The following is an 18,141-nucleotide window of genomic DNA, read 5'->3' as shown; positions in this document are numbered from 1 at the left end:
GCATATATACTTAGCAATTTGTTAGGTAATTCTGGTAGCTTTTTCTTTGTACCATTAACAAGCTAAGGATGAAATCACTGCTGTCTGTATTCACTGAGTCAATGACTGATTTTTTATATGCCCTTCCAGTATGGGTATTTCTGGCGGTATTGACTCCGCCTTTGCTATCCATCCGATTAGTTCGATTCCTACTAGTAAAGATTAGTCGATAATTTTTTGAACTACCCCCCGTAAGACTTGTAGTTAAGAACACAAAAAAGCGAAGCCCCTTCCATACTGGTTGGGGCTTTCTGTTTATAGGCTAATTGCTGGTTATTACTCCAGCTACTATAATTCGCTTCCCCATGTCTAGTTTATCGAAGAAAGTCTAACTAATTGATTTAGTGTATTTTTTACGATCACGCATCCCTTTCTAACAAACTAACGTATATGGCTATAGTGATTTCACCCTAACCTCCTAATCTGCTCATGAATCGTATTTTTCATTCATTCGAAGGTGAACTCCGACGCATGCTGCACACCATATTTACGCACGTTTTACTCGCTCTACCCGGCCCCTGGACACTGGTTTTTGCCATTGCCTTCTACCTATTCTGTCAGGCTCTCCAATTGGTAATTAAATGGTTTAACCAGGGGGTATTTTCCCTTTGACAGCCTCCTATTGATTCGAATCGTGTATGTCATTTGAGTTGATTTTGTCAGACCTATCCCTCTAATAATAATCTAAGGAAAATCTAATGTCCTTCTAAACCGGAAAAAATTCGGATGCAGGTATTTTTGTCAGTGAGTTGGTAACTCAGAGTAAAATAAAAACACCGGCAATTAAGCGACTGGTGTTTTTATTTTGCGCACTCCCGTAAGTCTATTTTCCTCAATTGATGAATCAGCCAAGCTATATCATTCTGGAAGCCCATTGCGTAAAACTCCTTCGGGATTCGATTACTAGCCTGATGGCCGATGGTTACGCAATTTTAGGCAATTCATCCCTCCCGCAAATCTGTCGATTAGGCGGCTGTACATTATACGTACAGGCCATGATGCGCATACAATAACTTACGCTTGTTCCCTAAAACAAAAGCCCATTCAGCCAAATAGAGCTTTTAGTCAGATTGGCTGGAAAGTCACGAATAATCTCCCTAATAACGGTACGCAGCTATACTCTAAATGGTATAAAAAAATGAGCAGGGAGAGTTACTTACTACCAAAGAAAAGCTTAAGCCAAATCAACGTATATTCCTGGACGTAATCAACCCGCTGAATCGATGAAACAGCACTGGCTAAAACAAAGCTGTATCAGCCTTACCTGATGCTTACAATACCAAAAAGCAGCCCAGCAAAGCCAGACTGCTTTCTCCTATCTATAAATCACTAAAATGGTTAGTCTTAGCGAGGCCTTACTGGAAACCGTCGTAGCTAGCAACAGCCTCGATCAGTTCCATTAATGTCAGTTTATCTTTTGTCTTCGCTAAAGCAGAATTCGACGTCGTATGGAATAGCTTCATCACTGTTTTTTTGGACAGAGTCACTTCCTGAAGAGGCTGAGCGACAAATTCAATAAAATAGCGTTCCTGCCGATTATAGGTACCGTCAAATTCATCATCGAATTGGTAAGGCTCTCTGTTGACCGCAGTCAATGTTGCTTTATAGTGAGCCAGCACTCTGGATTTGCCCGCATACAATACTTCATAATACAGACGTTTGCCACTGGATTCAGTTCTTGCAACAAAGCGTTTTCCATCTACCGTAAAGGCATCCGGTAGCACAGCCTGTTCCGTAGCATCTCCTGGCAATAAACAGCTAACCTCATTGGCAATCAGATTGAACGCAATTTTACAGGGTATAATCCCCTGAGGTGAACTCATTTCCAACGTACCTTCCCGATAAATGGGATACGTTAAATAAGGGTTTCCCAAATACACTGTTTGGTTACTCACCTGCCCCCGATCTGGGCGATTGATCAAGAAGCCATTTTTTGTGGGGGTATCTCCCTGGCAGATCGTAATGATGCGATTTGATTCATCCTGCGTCACTATACACTGACTATACGTAACCGTAGAAATCAACATAAGTAGCCACATCGATCCTGATAGTACTCGACAGACAGGGATTAATTCAGATGAAGCCCTATTTATTGAACGTTGAAAAAGGCGCATTTTGTTGATGACAGATCCGACGCTTATTCAGAACATTGTGCACAATAAATTTCAAGGCAGCCTATTCTCCAAGCCGACACGGTCAATTCCTGAATTTTAAGGGTCGAATGTCCAATTTCGACGGTCGAAAAAATAGCCGTGACAGGGATATCTTGTATTATTTCCCCAGCCACTTTTTAAAATCGTTCATGCGGTCTGGGCTGACGAACACATCATGCCGGGGAGTAGGATGCAGCTTCAGGTTTAATTTACTACCGGAGTAGGTGTGAATCGATTGGATAGCCGATAAACGGACCAGGTAAGCCCGGTTTACCCGAAAGAATTGGTGCGGATCAAGCAGGCTGGTTACTTTATCCAGGCTGTATTCAATGACAGACGTCTGCTCGTCCTGGGTGGTTAGATAGGTTGTCTTCTCTTCATAAAAAAAGTAAGCGATCTGATCGACACCAATGCTCTTAATCTTCGTGCCGACCGTCACCATAAATCGATCCTTGTAAGGTACTTTTTCGGGAGTATCCTGCCAGTTTAGTAGCAACTTCGAAGCAGTACCTATTATTGGACGTTGTTTCTGCTGAGTCCATTTGAACTTATCGATGGCAGCCGCCAGCTCGGCTTCATCAATTGGTTTGAGCAAATAGTCGATGCTGTTCGCTTTGAAGGCCTGAATGGCATAGGTTTCGTAAGCAGTCGTGAAAATGATCGGAATGGTCAGTTTAACTTTTTCTATAATGCCAAATGCGCTGCCGTCTTCCAGGTGAATATCCATGAACACCAAATCCGGCTGGCTGGCGGGTGTCTGACCTTCGAACCACTCAACCGCTTCGGCAACGGATGGCAGTAAAGCCATTACCTGTATCGATGAATCGTAATCCCTAATGAGCATTTGCAAACGCTGAGCGGAAAGGGATTCATCTTCTATAATGACGACATTCATGGTAAAAGGGGAATACTGACGATAAAATGATTCGCTTTCTGATGAACCAGCACTGGACGATCGGTGAGTAATCGGTAACGTTTTGTGATGTTGGCCAGCCCTATACCAGTGGAGTTTTCACTGTACGTTTCATCAGTTAAACGACACTGAATTGGATTGCTGATGAGCAAATAATATCCGTCGATGGTCAACGTAACGATCAAAGGTTGCTTACGTGACATTTGATTATGCTTAACGGCATTTTCCATCAGTAGTTGCAAAGTTAACGGAGCAATACTAAAGCGGGTAGATTCGTCTTTTGATATGGTATTGACAAGTCGAAGTCGATCGTCAAATCGAATTGTCAGTAAAAAGCAGTACGCATCCAGAAATTCCAATTCTGTTTTCAGATTGACCCGTTCGGAATTTCGTTGCTCCAAAATATAGCGATACGCCCTGGACAGGTGATTGATAAACCGAATCGACAATTTAGGATTGACATCCACCAGGGAGGATAGAATACTTAGGCTATTAAATAGAAAATGAGGGTTTACCTGATTTTTCAAGGCGTCGAATTGCGCTTGAGAAGCATCTCGTTTTAACTGCTCGGCATTCACCTGTAATTGAGCCACCACTTTATCTCTACGTCGGTTAGCAGCTAGATAATAGGCCATGAGTAAGGCCATAACGGTTAGCGCTGTTGTTGCTCTATGCCGACGTTGTCCATCGTTTTTGATAAGGACGGCCTTAACCTCCGAAGGAATTGGCTTGGTCTGACCAGGAAATAGTGAACTTTCTGTCGGATCGAATGCTTTTCGCACCTGATGTAAATACCCAAAAAACGCCCAGTCAAAACCAAACGAGAGCATGGCTGCAATAAGCAGGGTTACAACTTGAACAACGAACTTACCGTCTCGTTGGAAAAGCCGCCTGGATTGCCCATTTAGTATGTTTTCCAACCACTCCATCAGGCTCAGCCAGCAGGTAAACAGTGTAATGGTGATGGGGATTTCCGATAGCCAGATGGCCCACCAAAACGTGCTAATTTTTTCCCAATCGAAGGAATTTAAATTTATATAAAATCGGAGTGGCCAATAAATAGCGAATACGGTTGCTGCCAGTCGTACTTTCTGGGATATGGTCAGATTGATATTGTCGGATGCGTCCATACCAATTGGCTATCAGGAACAGAATTACCGGCTACTCAGCGAAGGTACCAAATCAGCCCAATAATTGAATGCAATAGTTTGTGCCCTATAAAGATAAGTATAGGATGCTATTGCATACGCTATGGAAAAATGAGGGGAGAGATGTTCAGCGTAAAACGGTTCGCGAAGTAATACCTACACCCACCGCCTATTACTCGACTGGAAGCCCCGGTGCACTAACCTTCCCATTTTACATGGGCTAAAGATTTTTACAACACAGCAGGGAACACCTTCTGTTACCAATTTTATTCTTTCTCAGCACCAATGTGCCCTGCATGTCGTTTACAACAACCCGTTAGTCGCAAAATTAATCTGATGAGCATCCGGTCAATCTAAATCGCTTAATGTGTGAACGTGATGTCGGTTAAACAGTCGATAAATTATTGGGAAAATAAGTAATGTTAACACAGTTGCCGTAATCAGCCCACCAATAACCACAATGGCTAGCGGTTTTTGTGTTTCTGAGCCAATTCCTGTCGAAACGGCAGCTGGCAGAAGTCCAATGGCGGCCATCAATGCAGTCATAACAACAGGTCGAATACGGGAACGGACCCCTTCACGAATAGCTTCGTCAAGCGGCATTCGCTCTTTGCGATTCTGATTGAAAACCGAAATCAGAATAACCCCGTTCTGAACGCAAATGCCAAACAGAGCAATGAAGCCGACACCAGCCGAAATACCAAAGTTCATACCCGTTACGTGAAGGGCCAAGATTCCGCCAATCAGGGCAAACGGTACATTCAGTAATACCAATCCGGCATCTTTGCCATTCCCAAACGTAATAAACAGGATAACGAAAATGGCGGCAATGCTGATCGGAACAACCTGCCCCAAACGTTCCGTAGCCCGAACCTGATTTTCAAATTCGCCGACCCATTCTACCGAATAGCCTTTGTCAGTCTGTAATTTTTGCTGCACTCGTCGTTGCGCTTCAGCAATTGTACTACCTAAATCCCGGCCGCGCACCGAAAATTTCACCCCAATAAATCGTTTGTTCAGATCCCGGTAAATGAAGGCCGGGCCAGTAATTTGTCGGATACTGGCAATCTCTTTGAGTGGGATTTTACTCCCCCCCATCGTTGGGACCATCAGGCGCATAATGTCGTCTTCACTCTTGCGGTATTCGGGCAGGAAACGCACACGAATATCAAACTTGCGCTCACCTTCATATAGAATCGACGCTGTTTTACCGCCAATCGCCATTTCGATAACAGCTTGTGCATCAGCAGTCGACACACCGTAAAGTGCCATTTTATGATCGTGAAACAAAACGCTTAACTCAGGCTGGCCTACGTTGCGAATGATACCTAAATCTTTCACGCCCTCTACATCCTTGATGGCTTCCATCGCCTGATTAGCATATTTTTCCAGTTCGTAAATATCCGATCCGAAAATCTTGATTCCATTACTGGCTTTGTAACCTGCTACGGCCTCCGCTACGTTGTCGATGATGGGCTGCGAATAATTGTACGTCACCCCGGCGTAGTTTTTCAGTTTGGCGTCCATCTCGTCCGTCAATTGCTCGGTCGTAATCTTGCGCTCCCACTCTTCTTTGGGTCTCAAATCGACCTGAAACTGGCAGAAATAAAATCCATTCGGATCAGTACCGTCGTTCGATCGGCCCACTTGCGAAAGCACCTGTTTTACTTCGGGAAACGTATTCAGGTCTTCCCGAATGGTTTTGGCCATATCGACACTCTCGGGTAGTGACATACTCATCGGTAATTCTGCGGTTACCCACAAAGCACCTTCATTCAGCTGCGGCAAAAATTCTGTTCCCAACATGGACGAAGAGAAAAACGTAGCAATCATGAAACTGATGGCCGCGAACAGACTTAGTCTACGATTTCGATAGCACCAGCCAAAACCGGCCATGACAATCCGGTTGAAAAAATTAACGATAGGGTTATTTTTCTCCCGTACGTTTTTCCGTAAGAGCATCGAACAGAGAACGGGCACCAGCGTAAGCGTGAACAGCAAGGCTCCCAGCAGTGCGAAACCAAGTGTCCAGGCCAGGGGCGAAAACATTTTCCCTTCTACTTTTTCGAAAGAGAAAATGGGCAGCAACGCCGTGATAATGATCAACTTGGAAAAGAAAACTGCTTTCCCGAGTTCCCCGCCCGTTTTTCGAATGAGCCCCAATTTGGCCATCTTATTGTATCGCTCCATCCCAACGCGGTGCGCCATGTGATCGAGCGATACAAATATTCCCTCGACCATCACCACGGCTCCATCGATGATAATTCCAAAGTCGACCGCTCCCATAGACAGCAGGTTGGCCGACATACCTCGCAACTTCAAGCACATGAACGCAAACAGAAGCGCCAACGGAATAATGATCGACACAATCAGCGTTGTGCGCCAGTCGGCCATAAACAGGAAGACGATTACTGTAACCAGTACGATTCCCTCAGTGAGGTTGTGCAGAACGGTTTTCGTACAGAAATCGATCAGGTTGTCACGGTCGTAGAAGGTCACCATCTTCACGTCGGATGGGAGAACCCGCGTGTTCAGTTCGTCAATTTTATCCTTTACCCGTGCCAGAATTTCACTCGGATTTTCGCCTTTCCGCATGACGATAATCCCTTCCACGACGTCATCATTTTTATCCAGCCCAACCTGCCCAACCCGAGGCAGATTCGATTCCACTACGTCCGCTACGTTTTTTACCAAGACTGGATTGCCGCCCGCTTCTTCGATAAGGATGTTTTCAATATCCTGAATGGACGTCAGCAACCCGATACCTCGCACTACGTATGCCTGCGAATTCCGCTCAATTACGTCGCCCCCTACGTTGATATTGCTACGGGTAACAGCCTGATATACTTCGAGTGGGGTAATATCATATTTGGTTAGTTGAGTCGGATTGACCCGCAATTCGTAAATCTTATCGCGTCCGCCGAACGCAACAATATCGGCCACGCCCGGTACGCTACGAAGTTGGCGATCAATGACCCAGTTTTGCAGAGTAAGCAGTTCCCGACTATCACGATTTTTACTTTCCAGCGTGTAGCGGTAAATCTCTCCAGTCGGCCCATACGGCGGTTGTATTTCTGGATCGACTCCTTCGGGCAGGGCTACGTTCCGCAGCAAATTGTTCACCTGCTGACGGGCAAAGAAATCCTCTACGCCATCGTCGAAAATGATTTTCATGACGGAAAGGCCAAACATGGTAGTCGAGCGGACGTTGCTTTTTCGCTGAACCGAGTTCATGGCTACCTCGATCGGCACCGTCACGAATCGCTCTACCTCTTCCGCCGATCGCCCTTTCCATTCCGTCACGACAATAATTTGCGTGTTCGTTACATCGGGAAAAGCTTCCAGAGGGGTATGTAAATAGCTGAAAATACCGGCAATCACCAACCCCGCCGTCATGAAGAAAATGAAGAAGCGGTTCTTGAGCGAAAAGCCAACCAGATTTCGAATGAATTTATTCATGGGCAAAGGGCAGAGGGCAGAGGGCAGAGGATGATTTTAATTACCCTATGCCCTACGCCCTCTGCTAGTTATTGAGAGCGTTGTAGACGAGTAGTTGATTTTTGGAGATGACCTTTTCGCCCGGTTTAATGCCCTGGCTGATGTACGCCCGATCACTCAGCGATTTGAGGACGGTCACTTCCCGAACTTCGATATCCGAACGGCTTTTGAAAACCAGTACGTATTGCTTGGAACGGTCGAAAATGATAGCACTGGACGGTACGGTGGCTAGTTTTCCGCCAGCGTCATAACGTAGCGTTACAGTAGCGTGCATCTCCGGACGAAGCTTCATCCCCTGGTTTGCCAGTCGAATTCGGACGGTCATGGCCTTTGTGTTTGGGTCCAGTACCGTGTAGATTTTATCGACTTGTCCTTTGAAAAGTTCATCTGGATAGCTGAGCGTCTGTACGGCCGCTTCCATGCCGGTTCGTACCTGTCGGATATCGCTTTCATTGACATTGGCCAGCACCCAGATTTGATTGATTTGTCCAATCGTGAACAGATTATCAGCGTTATCGGAACGTAGCTGCATGTCGCGATTGACGTTCTTTTCAATGACGTAGCCATCTATTGGCGCTTTTACGGTGTACATCGACGCTTTACCGATGCCGTAAATCCGCGACACTTCTTTTACCCGATTTGATTCGGCCTGTGCCTTTTCCACTTCCTTTTGGGCGGCAACTACTTCCCGCTGCGACGTCAGTTTGGTTTCAAACAGATCCTGTGCTACTCGCAGGTTCTTTTCAGCCACGAGCAAATCTGATTGCGCCTGAATACCCTGTCGTTCCAGATCAGCCACTTCGCCCGAACGTATCGACGCTAGAACCTGTCCTTTTCGTACGTAATCGCCAAGTTCAACTTTTACATCCTCTACGTTTCCGCCCACCAGCGGGAATACTTTAATGACCCGGTTTTCATCCGCCACCACCTTTCCGACCAGCGTTAGTTCACTACGTACCGGCTGCATAATGGCGCTATCGAGCTTGATACGGTGCATCATCGTATCGGATAGCATAAAGGCTTTATCGACGTCAGCCGCTGGCTTTGGGCCGCATGAACTGATTGCGTACAGGCAACTTACTGCCCAAAATAGGGTACGTTTCATACTTGTTTTGCTACGCCGATAGCGGAAATCGGCGATATGAGTTAACTGCATTTTCGTTGATTAACTAGAGACCGTTTTTACTTATACAGGTCTTCGCCAAGGAGGTAATTGAGTTCTTCGTAGGCACTCACCCGGTCGGCTTTCAGGCGGTTGAGCTGACTAACGCTATCATTATACGCTTCGATCAGATCAACAAATTCAAGTAGCGTAATATTGCCTTTCTGAAAACTGGTAATCACTCCGCGGTTCAGCTCTTCAAACTGGTTCGTAAACTGACCTTCTACCGATTGCACCCGTCGTTCGACTTCCCGTATTTTTTGTAGAGATGTAGCAACTTCGTTCGACACCTGATTGGCCTTCTGCCGTTGCAGCTGGCTTTGGTAGCCAATCTGACTACGAGCCGCCCGAATGGCTCCCTGATTCCGATTAAAAACCGGTATATCCGCCGATATAGATAAGCCGACGTAGTTTTGAATGTAGCTCCCGGCTTGATCGTAAGCCCCCCCTACCCGCAAATCGGGCGTTGCCAGGGCACGCTGGAGATTATAATTTAGCTCAGCCTGTTTCGTGAGCGATTCCGTTGCTTTTAGGTCCGGGCGATTGCGGATGGCCATTTGCTGAAGTGTATCTTCCGACTGCACTGGCACATAATACCGACCCAACAGGGCGTCACTAACCACCGGCTTAATTGGCTGATCTACTGACAATAACGTACGTAGCGCCCGTTGATCATCGGCCAGTTGAAACAGGATTGCCGTACGATCATTTGCGAGTTGAAAGAGTAACGCTTTCAGCCGCAGCAGTTCGCGAAGTGATACGTTGGCCCGGTTATACTGGACTTCATAGGCCGCAACGGTCGTTTGTAATGTAGTAAGCTGCTGATCGAAACGCGCCAGTGTTTGCTGCTGGAAATAAATAGAATAGAATCGGCTCCGTAGGTCGAAGCGCAGTCCCCGCAGTAAATCCAGCAATTCAAACTGAGTCAGTTTGGCGGATTCAGAAGCCAGGGCAATCCGTTTGTTTCGCTTACCCGCCGTATAAAGCAATTGCTGAATCGACATACTTTTCTGACCCTGTCGGCCTACATCCAGCACCCGACGGGTTTCGTTGTTGTAACTGCTGACCTCCAGACTTACCGTAGGATTATCGTATAAACTGGCCTGTAGAACCTGGGCCTGGCTGGCATCGACCCGAAATCGTTCAGCTAGTAACAACAGGTTATTCTTCACAAACAGGCTATCGGCCTGCGGAAGCGTTAACCGAAGGGAATCCTGGCCAGCAACGGATTGCGCCTGGAGAGAATGAATGGAAAGTCCGAGATAAACTAGAAAAACAAACAGCCGCATGCGAAATATATTGTACGGCTGCAAAGGTCTTCTGCCAATGTTACAGCAGACTTAATATAAACTTAGAATGTCTATAGAAAACAATTAGAAAGCGCTTAGAAGAGGATTGAGCAGCCCTTATTCATCATCATCCTTTAGTACGTAACCCATTCCCAACCGGGTATGAATGAGTTTTGGCTTAAAATCACGGTCTATTTTTTTACGGAGATAATTAATGTAAACCTCGACAATAGACGAGCCTGAATCGTGGTGTAAATTCCAGACATGCTCAGCAATATCCAGTTTAGACAGTACTCGGCCCCGATTTCGAATCATATACTCCAACAAGGCGTATTCGCGGGCCGTCAGCTCAATCAGTGTGTCTCCACGATAAACCTCTTTGGTTGCCCCATTCACCAGTAGGTTAGCCACCTGCCATTTTGTTTCGAATTCGGTTTTAGGCCAGGTAGTGAACGCTGTTCGACGCAGGCAGGTTTCGATGCGGGCAATCAACTCCCGAAAATCAAATGGTTTCACCATATAATCATCTGCACCAAGCCCAAGTCCTTCCACCTTATCATCAATCTCCCCTAATGCAGATAGGATAATTATTGGTAACTGGGGTTTAGCCGCTCGAACGCTCCGGCACACTTCAAACCCATTGATACCGGGGAGATTAACATCTAAAATGATCAAATCGACGCCCGGTTTTAGTGCTATCTCGCGGCCGTTCAAGCCTTCATATACAACTTCAGTGTCATAACCTTCGCCCTGAAGCCCCCGCTTAATGTTTTGCGCAATACGTCGATCGTCTTCAATAATTACGATTTTCTTCATATATCTACCAACATCTATCAAATAATAAAAACACCAGCACATAAAGTCTGGTGTTTTTATGCTTATCTCTAGAATTACCAACTCTACAACAAAAATAGGATCTTATTAAGGACCAGCCGATTAGAGGAGAATTAGATTTTACTTAGATTAACCTTAGAATGAAATTAAGGAACAATTGGTCTATCTACGTTTTGCGAAAACAGGATAATCAGTTCGATTTAACGCGCAGCTTGCCACTTTCGGGCAAAATGCGCTACCATTCGACCATAGAAATAGTCGATTTACGCGTTAAAAACAGGCATTCCATCATATTTTTTTCCGTACTTGATGGATAACCTAGAAATTACCTATTTAGAACAGACAAAATTTTTAACCTGAAAATCAATTAGTTATTCTAACTTTAACTACCTATTTAACCGTTTCATTTTCATGCAAAAACAGCCTATTTATCGGCACCACATTGACCCCTTTATGTTTCACTGGTGGTCTGCTTACTGACAGTATCAGTCGGGAAATCCCCAAAAAATCGCAACATATACAGTTGATCCGGCTCAAAGTGCAATCAACACCTAAGCTTACGGTCAATCGAATTGATTAGGATAGTCAGTATCGGGCCGCCATCATTAGTACTGCTACTGACAAAATCATCGATGATACGTTTTCACTAGATTTGAAGATTGTAGCCACGAAAACACCACTTTAACAAAGTATCGTAAACGTTATTTATTGTAAACAGGATCGAGGAATTACTAAAATTCAGATTCATACGTATGACGCCTAACAACATCCAAAAAGAAGACATCAAACAAGAGGTATTTGACCTCTATGATGATTATGCCCACAACCGCATCGACCGGCGCGATTTTATGCAAAAACTGTCAGTCTATGCCGTGGGAGGTCTTACCGTCACCTCATTGATGGGGTTTCTCATGCCCGACTATAAAGGCGCCATCCAGATCAAAGCCGATGATCCCCGCCTACAATCGGATTATGTCAATTATCCGTCTCCCAAAGGTGGGGGCACCATCAAAGCTCTGTTATCGAAGCCTAAGGACATCACCAAGAAGCTCGGCGGCATCATCGTCGTTCATGAAAACCGGGGACTAAATCCGCACATTGCCGATGTGGCCAGAAGAGCAGCTTTAGCCGGATTTGTTTCTATTGCTCCTGATGCGCTAAGCCCATTGGGTGGCTATCCGGGTTCGGATGATGAAGGCCGTGCGATGCAAAGCAAACGAGACAAAAATGAAATGCTGGAAGATTTTATTGCGGCCTTTGATTACCTGAAAAAAGACAAAGATTGCAATGGCAAAATTGGGGTTGTCGGTTTCTGTTTTGGTGGGTGGATTTCCAATATGATGGCCGTGCGCATTCCGGATTTAGCAGCAGCCGTACCGTTTTATGGAGGTCAGCCAGCAGCCGAAGATGTCCCTAAAATAAAAGCCCCCCTGCTCCTACATTACGGCGAATTGGACAAAGGTGTCAATGCCGGTTGGCCAGCTTATGAAGAAGCCTTAAAAAAGAATAACAAGGAGTATACGGCTTACATTTATCCGAACGCCAACCATGGTTTTCATAACGATACGACCCCACGTTTTGACAAAGCGGCTGCCGAACTTGCCTGGAAACGTACAACTGATTTTTTCAGAGAGAAGCTAACATAATGGCGGGACCATTTCATTATCAATCAAATTTGCCCATGAGAACTCATTGGTTTTCATGGGTAAATTTTCTATCGATCCTACTCAATAAATACAATATGGTCGGCAACCGATCGGTTAGCGTTGTGCGCGGCTCAAGCGCGCAGCCGGGTAAATCCGATCCGTAGTTTTACCCAGAGGGATATAGTAAAACTCATGCTCACAATGATTACATTGGTAAGCCCTTGAGTTAGAAATATTCTTCAGCCACCATGGCCTTGCTATGCGCCAGAGCGTTGGCTGATCGCAACAAGTACAACGACGTTTAAATGTGATTTTTCTTCGGAGATAATAGAGCGTGTAAGCAATTGGTAAGAGAGATCCAAGCAGAGCGGGATATTGATCCCAAATTTGACTTTCCATACAAGTTGAGAGGATTTACTCAAAGGAATGACTGATAAAATTACTTAGCAAATAAATTGTGTAAGCGTACCTAAAACGCCCTCAATTAATCCTTTTTTAACATCAACTTCGTATTATCGTCTTTCCTTCTAGTTAAAAAAAAGTTGACTAGGTCAATAATTGATCTGAAATTAGCCAATCCTTTTATTCTTAAAACATAGTATCAATTACTCAATTAGATCTCTTTTCTCTAGCTACTAACTTCCTAAGGCTAATGTACGATTCTGGTCAATTCAATAAACTTAAACGATGGGGACTCAGAGGTCCAATTCTGATAGGGCTAGTCTCGGTGGGATTAGTAGGCTTTCTACTCTACATCTTGTCTCGACAGGAGCGCAACCAGGAAGTTAAACAACAGACAGAGATTATAGCCGACTCGACCCGCCAGGCGGATTCCTTACTACAGACCGAGCCGGATGATACAGTTCTAATCCGTTGAGTTAAACTTATTCCCGGGTTAAAGCCACGCTATCAGATTCAATCTGAGTCGTGGGCAGGGTTGTAATCTTGTAAATTTTTACCGTATCAATTGGCCATTTAGAGTAGGCCCAGGCGGCTCCTCTTCCATAAAAACAATTGTAAAAGCTGGTTGACAAAAAAATCGACCAACTGTAAGGAGTGGTCAGATAATCAACCTGTTGCAGATGGACCCCATTCGGAATTCGCTGACTGTCGACACCTTGTGGTTTTACCAGATAATCGCCTGTCTGAAACTGCATCGAGTCGGCCTGTACTTCTTTAAATCCGTTTTGGCGGGCGTACCATTGCCACCCCCAGTGCCCCGCAGACCAGATACGCTGCTGGCCAGCTAATCGAGTAGCTGCCTCTTTGGCTTTCTCACGATAAAAATTCGCAATCTGCCAATCGCTAATTGCCAGAATAATGGTGATACTAGCTGAAGCAATAACTGCCTGCCAGGCATTTATCATCGATAGTTTATCAACCCATACGCCCCCTATTAATAATACGGCTGGAATAATTAAAAGAACATGTCGGCTTGCAACAAATGGAGCAAATAAAATAATAAACCCGCTCAGGGTTGCTATCCACATTAGTAAGATCACACTCGTAGAACTAATAGCTTTGCGAATTTTAAAACTATTGTTCCAAATAGCTACTATTACTAGCAGTATAATCAACAAACCATTGCCAAAAAAAACGTTCGATAAAATATCATTTGAGAGCAAAATAAACAACTGCCCATTAGCCGTAATAATGGTTAATCCTACAAATAATACAGCAACAAGCGGAGTCAGAAGATTGACAAATTTATTGCGAAAGAAATAACCCAGAATAAACGCCAAAGAAAAAGGAGAAATCGCACCCAGGCACGTAATGAAGTTGATTACATTATTAATAAATAGCTGGAATGTCATCGGGTTTCTCGGCCGATTCACAATATGAACGGCGCCGAATTCGACGTAATTCCATAAGGACCAAAGACCTAGCGCAGCAGCTGGAATCAATACTATATACAGATATCGGTATTGTTTTCGCCAGAGTATGGCAACCAGCAAAGCAACCAGGAGTGGAATAGAGGTGTATTTAATTAATACGCTAATGCTTAAAAAAAAGCCTACTTTCCAATAGCGACCCGATTCTGAAATGGCATCTTTTTGAAGCAAATAATAAAGAGCCAGCAAGTGAAAAAATAATAGTGGCACATCCACCATCAAATTCTGATTGATTAAAAAAGCAGGAGAAAATGCTAAAAATGCGGTTAGTAATAATCCATTTTTTAGCGACAGTAATTGTGTTATCTGATAAAAAATAAGTAAGCAAAAAAGGGTGAATATTGACTGAAAAAGGTGCAGCGCTATTTCTCCCGTTCCAAATAAAGCACTAATGAGCGCTATAAAATAAAAATACAAAGGAGGTTGATTTGCTTTATAAATTGGTTCTTTATTTTCGTCCCAGTTGATAAAGCCCGACATTGGTTTAAATGGATGTTGCTTGATCCAATCGGCTGCTTCCAGATGGAATGTATCGTCAATATGATACGCTTTATTCAGATTAATTGAGGTGGCTATGACATATAATAAACCAATAATTAACCACTTCTTTGGTAACATATTTTATAAGTTAAAAAGAGGATATATGCCGCGAATCTAAGACTATATTATGTAAATTTAAATTACGTTTTGCGGCAATCGAGTAAACAGACAGCTAATTGCGTATAAAGTCGCTGAAGGCTTGTATTCTTGATAAAAAAATAAAAAGCCCCATCTGCTTGGACGGGGCTTCTACTTATCTCCTAAAAAAGCTCTTATGAGTTAGCATGTATTCCCCTTTTGGACTCCATTACCTACCAAAAAGTAACAATAAACGCTGATTCCAGAAGAATCAGCGTTTATGTCTAACCCATAAGAGCTCACTGGTTGACCATTCTCAACCAGCAATCGGGCCCATTATAGCTTAAAAATACCAAAGTAAAGAACTTATTGAGTAAACGGACATCCTATTTTTATAGATTATATATTCAAAATATCTAATATTCAGTAACATAAGCGATTTTATCATACCGTAAAATCAATTTACAAAAAATAGGCCTGTTACTTTTTTAGAAATTCCTAGTCTAAAATCTAGTTCGCCTAAGTTATCGTATATAGCTCAGGTAACATATCGTAACTTAAGCTTAATCAATCATGTCCCGTATCATTCATTCACTTTCAGCAACCTTTCGTCGTACCTCTTTTGACCTTCGCCTTTTCCTTCCTGGTCCGTGGACGATCGTGTTTGCCATCTCATTTTTTCTATTTTGTCAGTTTATCAGGATGACGATTGAATTATTATTCTCCTGATTATACTGCTCTTTAGTCAATCATAAAAAATGCCCTGACCCATGGTCAGGGCATTTTTACTTCAATCCATATGCGATCGTATTGAGTGAGTAACCCGATAACCACCTAATTGATGACTTTTATTGAACGATCAGGCCGAAATCAGCAACGAAATAGGCCTCAGATTGGTACAGGTAATACTGAAAGTTATATTTGTCAGAAACCATTTTTTACCATGAAGATCGTCTTTTACACACTTATCTTCTTAATTCTTGCACTCACAGGCTATTCTCAAAAAGTAAGCATCCCTAAAAAAGCCAATCGAATTGAAGTTACGGCTGCCCTATCTGACACAGCTCTGCTTGATATGATTTCCTTACGGCTAGAAACGGCAGGTTTTTTCATTGACCAATTGGAGAAGCAGAAAATGTACCTGATCTCAGAATACAAAAAAATGGATGAGGCCATCTCGATTAAAGTAGTTGTTCAGATCAAAGGAGATATCGCTGTATTTAGTGGGCAGGGAGAGGGTGAAGTTTTAGGCTATAAATACACCAACGTACCCTTGATCTATAAAGGCTCAGGCAGTGGAGTTGAAAAGATCGGGTTTACCCATCTCGACCAACTCGTTAGAAAGATGGCAAAATCAATAGGCGGGGCTTCCACTATAAAATACCTGATGCCCGAATTAGAAGCTGAAACGCCTTAACGGTTAGGGTAAAACTCACCTGGCAGTTGCTTATCAATTCGTTCGATAATAACCACAAAATTTTAGGGCGATGTATGACCAGTTCACTAAAAACGTTGACGGCCAGCTCATTCGTTTTACCCTGGTTGATTGGGAACATGATAACCCCATCGTGTTCACGCAGCAACAAGCCCTGGAAATACTGGATTATCTGGCGAAGGAAATCCGGCAAAAAGGGTACCAGCTTCTACAGCAAACATTTGTCTATCATTCAGGCTCAGAATTCGTAACCTTCCGGGTATCATTCATGATAGTAGAGAATGATAGCTCAGTTACCTATGCATTAATGTATCGGCGAAACGATTCATCAGGACTGGATTGGATAGTCGAACCTGAGCCTGATTGATGAACGTTGAATTTGTTCCTTTCCTTTATGCGTTAACTTTATTATTTCATTTCACCCGGCGTTACCATCACTCCTTTCCTACGATTTTCACGCAACACAGTCAATTGAACGGATCGACCAATTGTATCATCGGTCAGGAAGCGATGCAAGTCATCGACGCTGGCAACCGATTGGCCATTGAATTCGACAATGATATCGCCTTCCCGCAAACCACTATTGCCCGCTACACCGTCAGGTTCTACGCTGACGACCATCACGCCCGATTTGGCGCTAAGTTGATTATATAGCTTGATGCGTTCCGTTAGATTGATCAGTTGTCCGGCAATCCCTAAGTATCCGCGACGTACACGCCCATGCATAATGAGTTTACCCGCTACCAACGCAGCCAGATTCGACGAAACGGCAAAACAAATTCCCTGAGCAGGTAAAATCACAGCGGTATTCACGCCAATGACATCCCCATTTGAATTAACCAATGGCCCACCCGAATTTCCCGGATTTAAGGCGGCATCGGTCTGAAGCACATCATCAATTAATCGCCCTGATTCTGAGCGTAATGTTCGCCCTAAGGCACTTACGACACCGGCTGTTAATGAATACTGAAAACCGTACGGATTTCCGACAGCAATGGCAATCTGCCCTACCTGTACTTGTTTCGAGTCGGCAAACCGAATGGCTTTCAACCCATCAGCGTAGATTTTGAGAACAGCAATATCGGTAGACGGATCTCGTCCAATTAGCGTAGCGTCGTACTCATTTGAGTCAGCAAGTGATACCCGAATGGTGGTTGCGCCAGCAACTACGTGATTATTGGTAATAATGTAGCCATCTGTAGATATGATAAAGCCTGATCCTGAACCACCATCAGCTTCACCCCGGCCCGGTCTGGGTGGCGTTTTCTGGTTGGTTTGAGCCGCAGCACGGCCGCTTACCTTTATCTGCACAACAGATGGACTTACTTTCTGCGCTACATTTACGACCGTGTTAGAATACGCATCCAGCAGCCTGGCATCCGACGAACCCGGTTCGCCGGCTTGCGATGCGGTATCTGAAAATGTTATGAATTGTGTGTTCATGGTAAAAGTTGATCAGTAAAAAAAGATAAGGTGCACGATCTATTCCAGTTTGACTTTCGAGGGAACGGCTT

At 44.2% G+C, this 18,141-nt stretch carries 15 protein-coding genes; 6 read left to right on the top strand and 9 right to left on the bottom strand.

The window, feature by feature from the left end; genetic code table 11:
* Positions 1-468 precede the first annotated feature (468 nt).
* Both ACYVE4_RS25220 and ACYVE4_RS25215 read left to right on the top strand, forming a co-directional pair.
* Complete coding sequence (locus ACYVE4_RS25220; RefSeq protein WP_461043050.1) at positions 469-651, top strand: hypothetical protein; 183 nt, start codon at positions 469-471, stop codon at positions 649-651.
* Between the two features lie 227 nt (positions 652-878).
* Complete coding sequence (locus ACYVE4_RS25215) at positions 879-1,052, top strand: hypothetical protein (RefSeq protein WP_461043049.1); 174 nt, start codon at positions 879-881, stop codon at positions 1,050-1,052.
* A 342-nt stretch (positions 1,053-1,394) separates the two neighbouring features.
* Here ACYVE4_RS25215 and ACYVE4_RS25210 read toward each other — a convergent pair whose 3' ends face one another.
* The 7 genes from ACYVE4_RS25210 to ACYVE4_RS25180 all read right to left on the bottom strand — a co-directional run bounded on the left by ACYVE4_RS25210 (position 1,395) and on the right by ACYVE4_RS25180 (position 11,018).
* Entirely contained in the window at positions 1,395-2,066 is a 672-nt protein-coding gene (locus ACYVE4_RS25210) for a hypothetical protein (protein WP_461043047.1), read from the bottom strand.
* Positions 2,067-2,310: 244 nt separating this feature from the next.
* Positions 2,311-3,087: a LytR/AlgR family response regulator transcription factor gene (locus ACYVE4_RS25205; RefSeq protein ID WP_461043046.1), complete on the bottom strand. Its 777-nt coding sequence runs from the start codon at positions 3,085-3,087 to the stop codon at positions 2,311-2,313.
* Positions 3,084-4,235, bottom strand: coding sequence for a sensor histidine kinase (locus tag ACYVE4_RS25200; RefSeq protein WP_461043045.1), 1,152 nt, complete (start codon positions 4,233-4,235; stop codon positions 3,084-3,086). The genes ACYVE4_RS25205 and ACYVE4_RS25200 overlap by 4 nt, the downstream gene beginning before the upstream one ends.
* Positions 4,236-4,601: 366 nt before the next feature.
* Complete coding sequence (locus ACYVE4_RS25195; RefSeq protein WP_461043044.1) at positions 4,602-7,712, bottom strand: efflux RND transporter permease subunit; 3,111 nt, start codon at positions 7,710-7,712, stop codon at positions 4,602-4,604.
* Between the two features lie 64 nt (positions 7,713-7,776).
* The gene (locus ACYVE4_RS25190; protein ID WP_461043043.1) at positions 7,777-8,856 is read right to left on the bottom strand and encodes an efflux RND transporter periplasmic adaptor subunit; all 1,080 of its coding nucleotides are present in this window, start codon (positions 8,854-8,856) and stop codon (positions 7,777-7,779) included.
* Positions 8,857-8,933: 77 nt separating this feature from the next.
* Positions 8,934-10,202 carry a TolC family protein gene (locus ACYVE4_RS25185; RefSeq protein WP_461043042.1) on the bottom strand — a complete coding sequence of 423 codons (1,269 nt, stop codon included), beginning with the start codon at positions 10,200-10,202 and terminating at the stop codon, positions 8,934-8,936.
* 117 nt (positions 10,203-10,319) lie between these two features.
* Complete coding sequence (locus ACYVE4_RS25180; protein ID WP_461043041.1) at positions 10,320-11,018, bottom strand: response regulator transcription factor; 699 nt, start codon at positions 11,016-11,018, stop codon at positions 10,320-10,322.
* Positions 11,019-11,788: 770 nt separating this feature from the next.
* Here ACYVE4_RS25180 and ACYVE4_RS25175 point away from each other — a divergent pair.
* A complete protein-coding gene (locus ACYVE4_RS25175; RefSeq protein WP_461043040.1) occupies positions 11,789-12,682 on the top strand; it encodes a dienelactone hydrolase family protein in 894 nt (297 codons plus the stop codon).
* Between the two features lie 35 nt (positions 12,683-12,717).
* The gene (locus ACYVE4_RS25170) at positions 12,718-12,846 is read left to right on the top strand and encodes a hypothetical protein (protein ID WP_461043039.1); all 129 of its coding nucleotides are present in this window, start codon (positions 12,718-12,720) and stop codon (positions 12,844-12,846) included.
* A 720-nt stretch (positions 12,847-13,566) separates the two neighbouring features.
* Here the strand turns inward: ACYVE4_RS25170 and ACYVE4_RS25165 are convergent.
* A complete protein-coding gene (locus ACYVE4_RS25165) occupies positions 13,567-15,192 on the bottom strand; it encodes an ArnT family glycosyltransferase (RefSeq protein WP_461043038.1) in 1,626 nt (541 codons plus the stop codon).
* Positions 15,193-16,135: 943 nt separating this feature from the next.
* Here ACYVE4_RS25165 and ACYVE4_RS25160 point away from each other — a divergent pair.
* On the top strand, positions 16,136-16,609 hold the full coding sequence (locus tag ACYVE4_RS25160) for a hypothetical protein (protein WP_461043037.1): 474 nt from the start codon (positions 16,136-16,138) through the stop codon (positions 16,607-16,609).
* 70 nt (positions 16,610-16,679) lie between these two features.
* Positions 16,680-16,994, top strand: coding sequence for a hypothetical protein (locus ACYVE4_RS25155; RefSeq protein ID WP_461043036.1), 315 nt, complete (start codon positions 16,680-16,682; stop codon positions 16,992-16,994).
* Between the two features lie 41 nt (positions 16,995-17,035).
* Here ACYVE4_RS25155 and ACYVE4_RS25150 read toward each other — a convergent pair whose 3' ends face one another.
* A complete protein-coding gene (locus ACYVE4_RS25150; RefSeq protein ID WP_461043035.1) occupies positions 17,036-18,070 on the bottom strand; it encodes a S1C family serine protease in 1,035 nt (344 codons plus the stop codon).
* Positions 18,071-18,141: the final 71 nt, after the last annotated feature.

It is taken from the genome of Spirosoma harenae (assembly GCF_054776975.1).
This window is presented reverse-complemented; position numbering and strand designations above follow the sequence as displayed.

Coding starts and splice junctions, on each gene's coding strand:
- ACYVE4_RS25220 (WP_461043050.1), top strand. CDS start 469: ATGAATCGTATTTTTCATTCATTCGAAGGTGAACTCCGACGCATGCTG.
- ACYVE4_RS25215 (WP_461043049.1), top strand. CDS start 879: ATGAATCAGCCAAGCTATATCATTCTGGAAGCCCATTGCGTAAAACTC.
- ACYVE4_RS25210 (WP_461043047.1), bottom strand. CDS start 2,066: ATGTTGATTTCTACGGTTACGTATAGTCAGTGTATAGTGACGCAGGAT.
- ACYVE4_RS25205 (WP_461043046.1), bottom strand. CDS start 3,087: ATGAATGTCGTCATTATAGAAGATGAATCCCTTTCCGCTCAGCGTTTG.
- ACYVE4_RS25200 (WP_461043045.1), bottom strand. CDS start 4,235: ATGGACGCATCCGACAATATCAATCTGACCATATCCCAGAAAGTACGA.
- ACYVE4_RS25195 (WP_461043044.1), bottom strand. CDS start 7,712: ATGAATAAATTCATTCGAAATCTGGTTGGCTTTTCGCTCAAGAACCGC.
- ACYVE4_RS25190 (WP_461043043.1), bottom strand. CDS start 8,856: ATGAAACGTACCCTATTTTGGGCAGTAAGTTGCCTGTACGCAATCAGT.
- ACYVE4_RS25185 (WP_461043042.1), bottom strand. CDS start 10,202: ATGCGGCTGTTTGTTTTTCTAGTTTATCTCGGACTTTCCATTCATTCT.
- ACYVE4_RS25180 (WP_461043041.1), bottom strand. CDS start 11,018: ATGAAGAAAATCGTAATTATTGAAGACGATCGACGTATTGCGCAAAAC.
- ACYVE4_RS25175 (WP_461043040.1), top strand. CDS start 11,789: ATGACGCCTAACAACATCCAAAAAGAAGACATCAAACAAGAGGTATTT.
- ACYVE4_RS25170 (WP_461043039.1), top strand. CDS start 12,718: ATGAGAACTCATTGGTTTTCATGGGTAAATTTTCTATCGATCCTACTC.
- ACYVE4_RS25165 (WP_461043038.1), bottom strand. CDS start 15,192: ATGTTACCAAAGAAGTGGTTAATTATTGGTTTATTATATGTCATAGCC.
- ACYVE4_RS25160 (WP_461043037.1), top strand. CDS start 16,136: ATGAAGATCGTCTTTTACACACTTATCTTCTTAATTCTTGCACTCACA.
- ACYVE4_RS25155 (WP_461043036.1), top strand. CDS start 16,680: ATGTATGACCAGTTCACTAAAAACGTTGACGGCCAGCTCATTCGTTTT.
- ACYVE4_RS25150 (WP_461043035.1), bottom strand. CDS start 18,070: ATGAACACACAATTCATAACATTTTCAGATACCGCATCGCAAGCCGGC.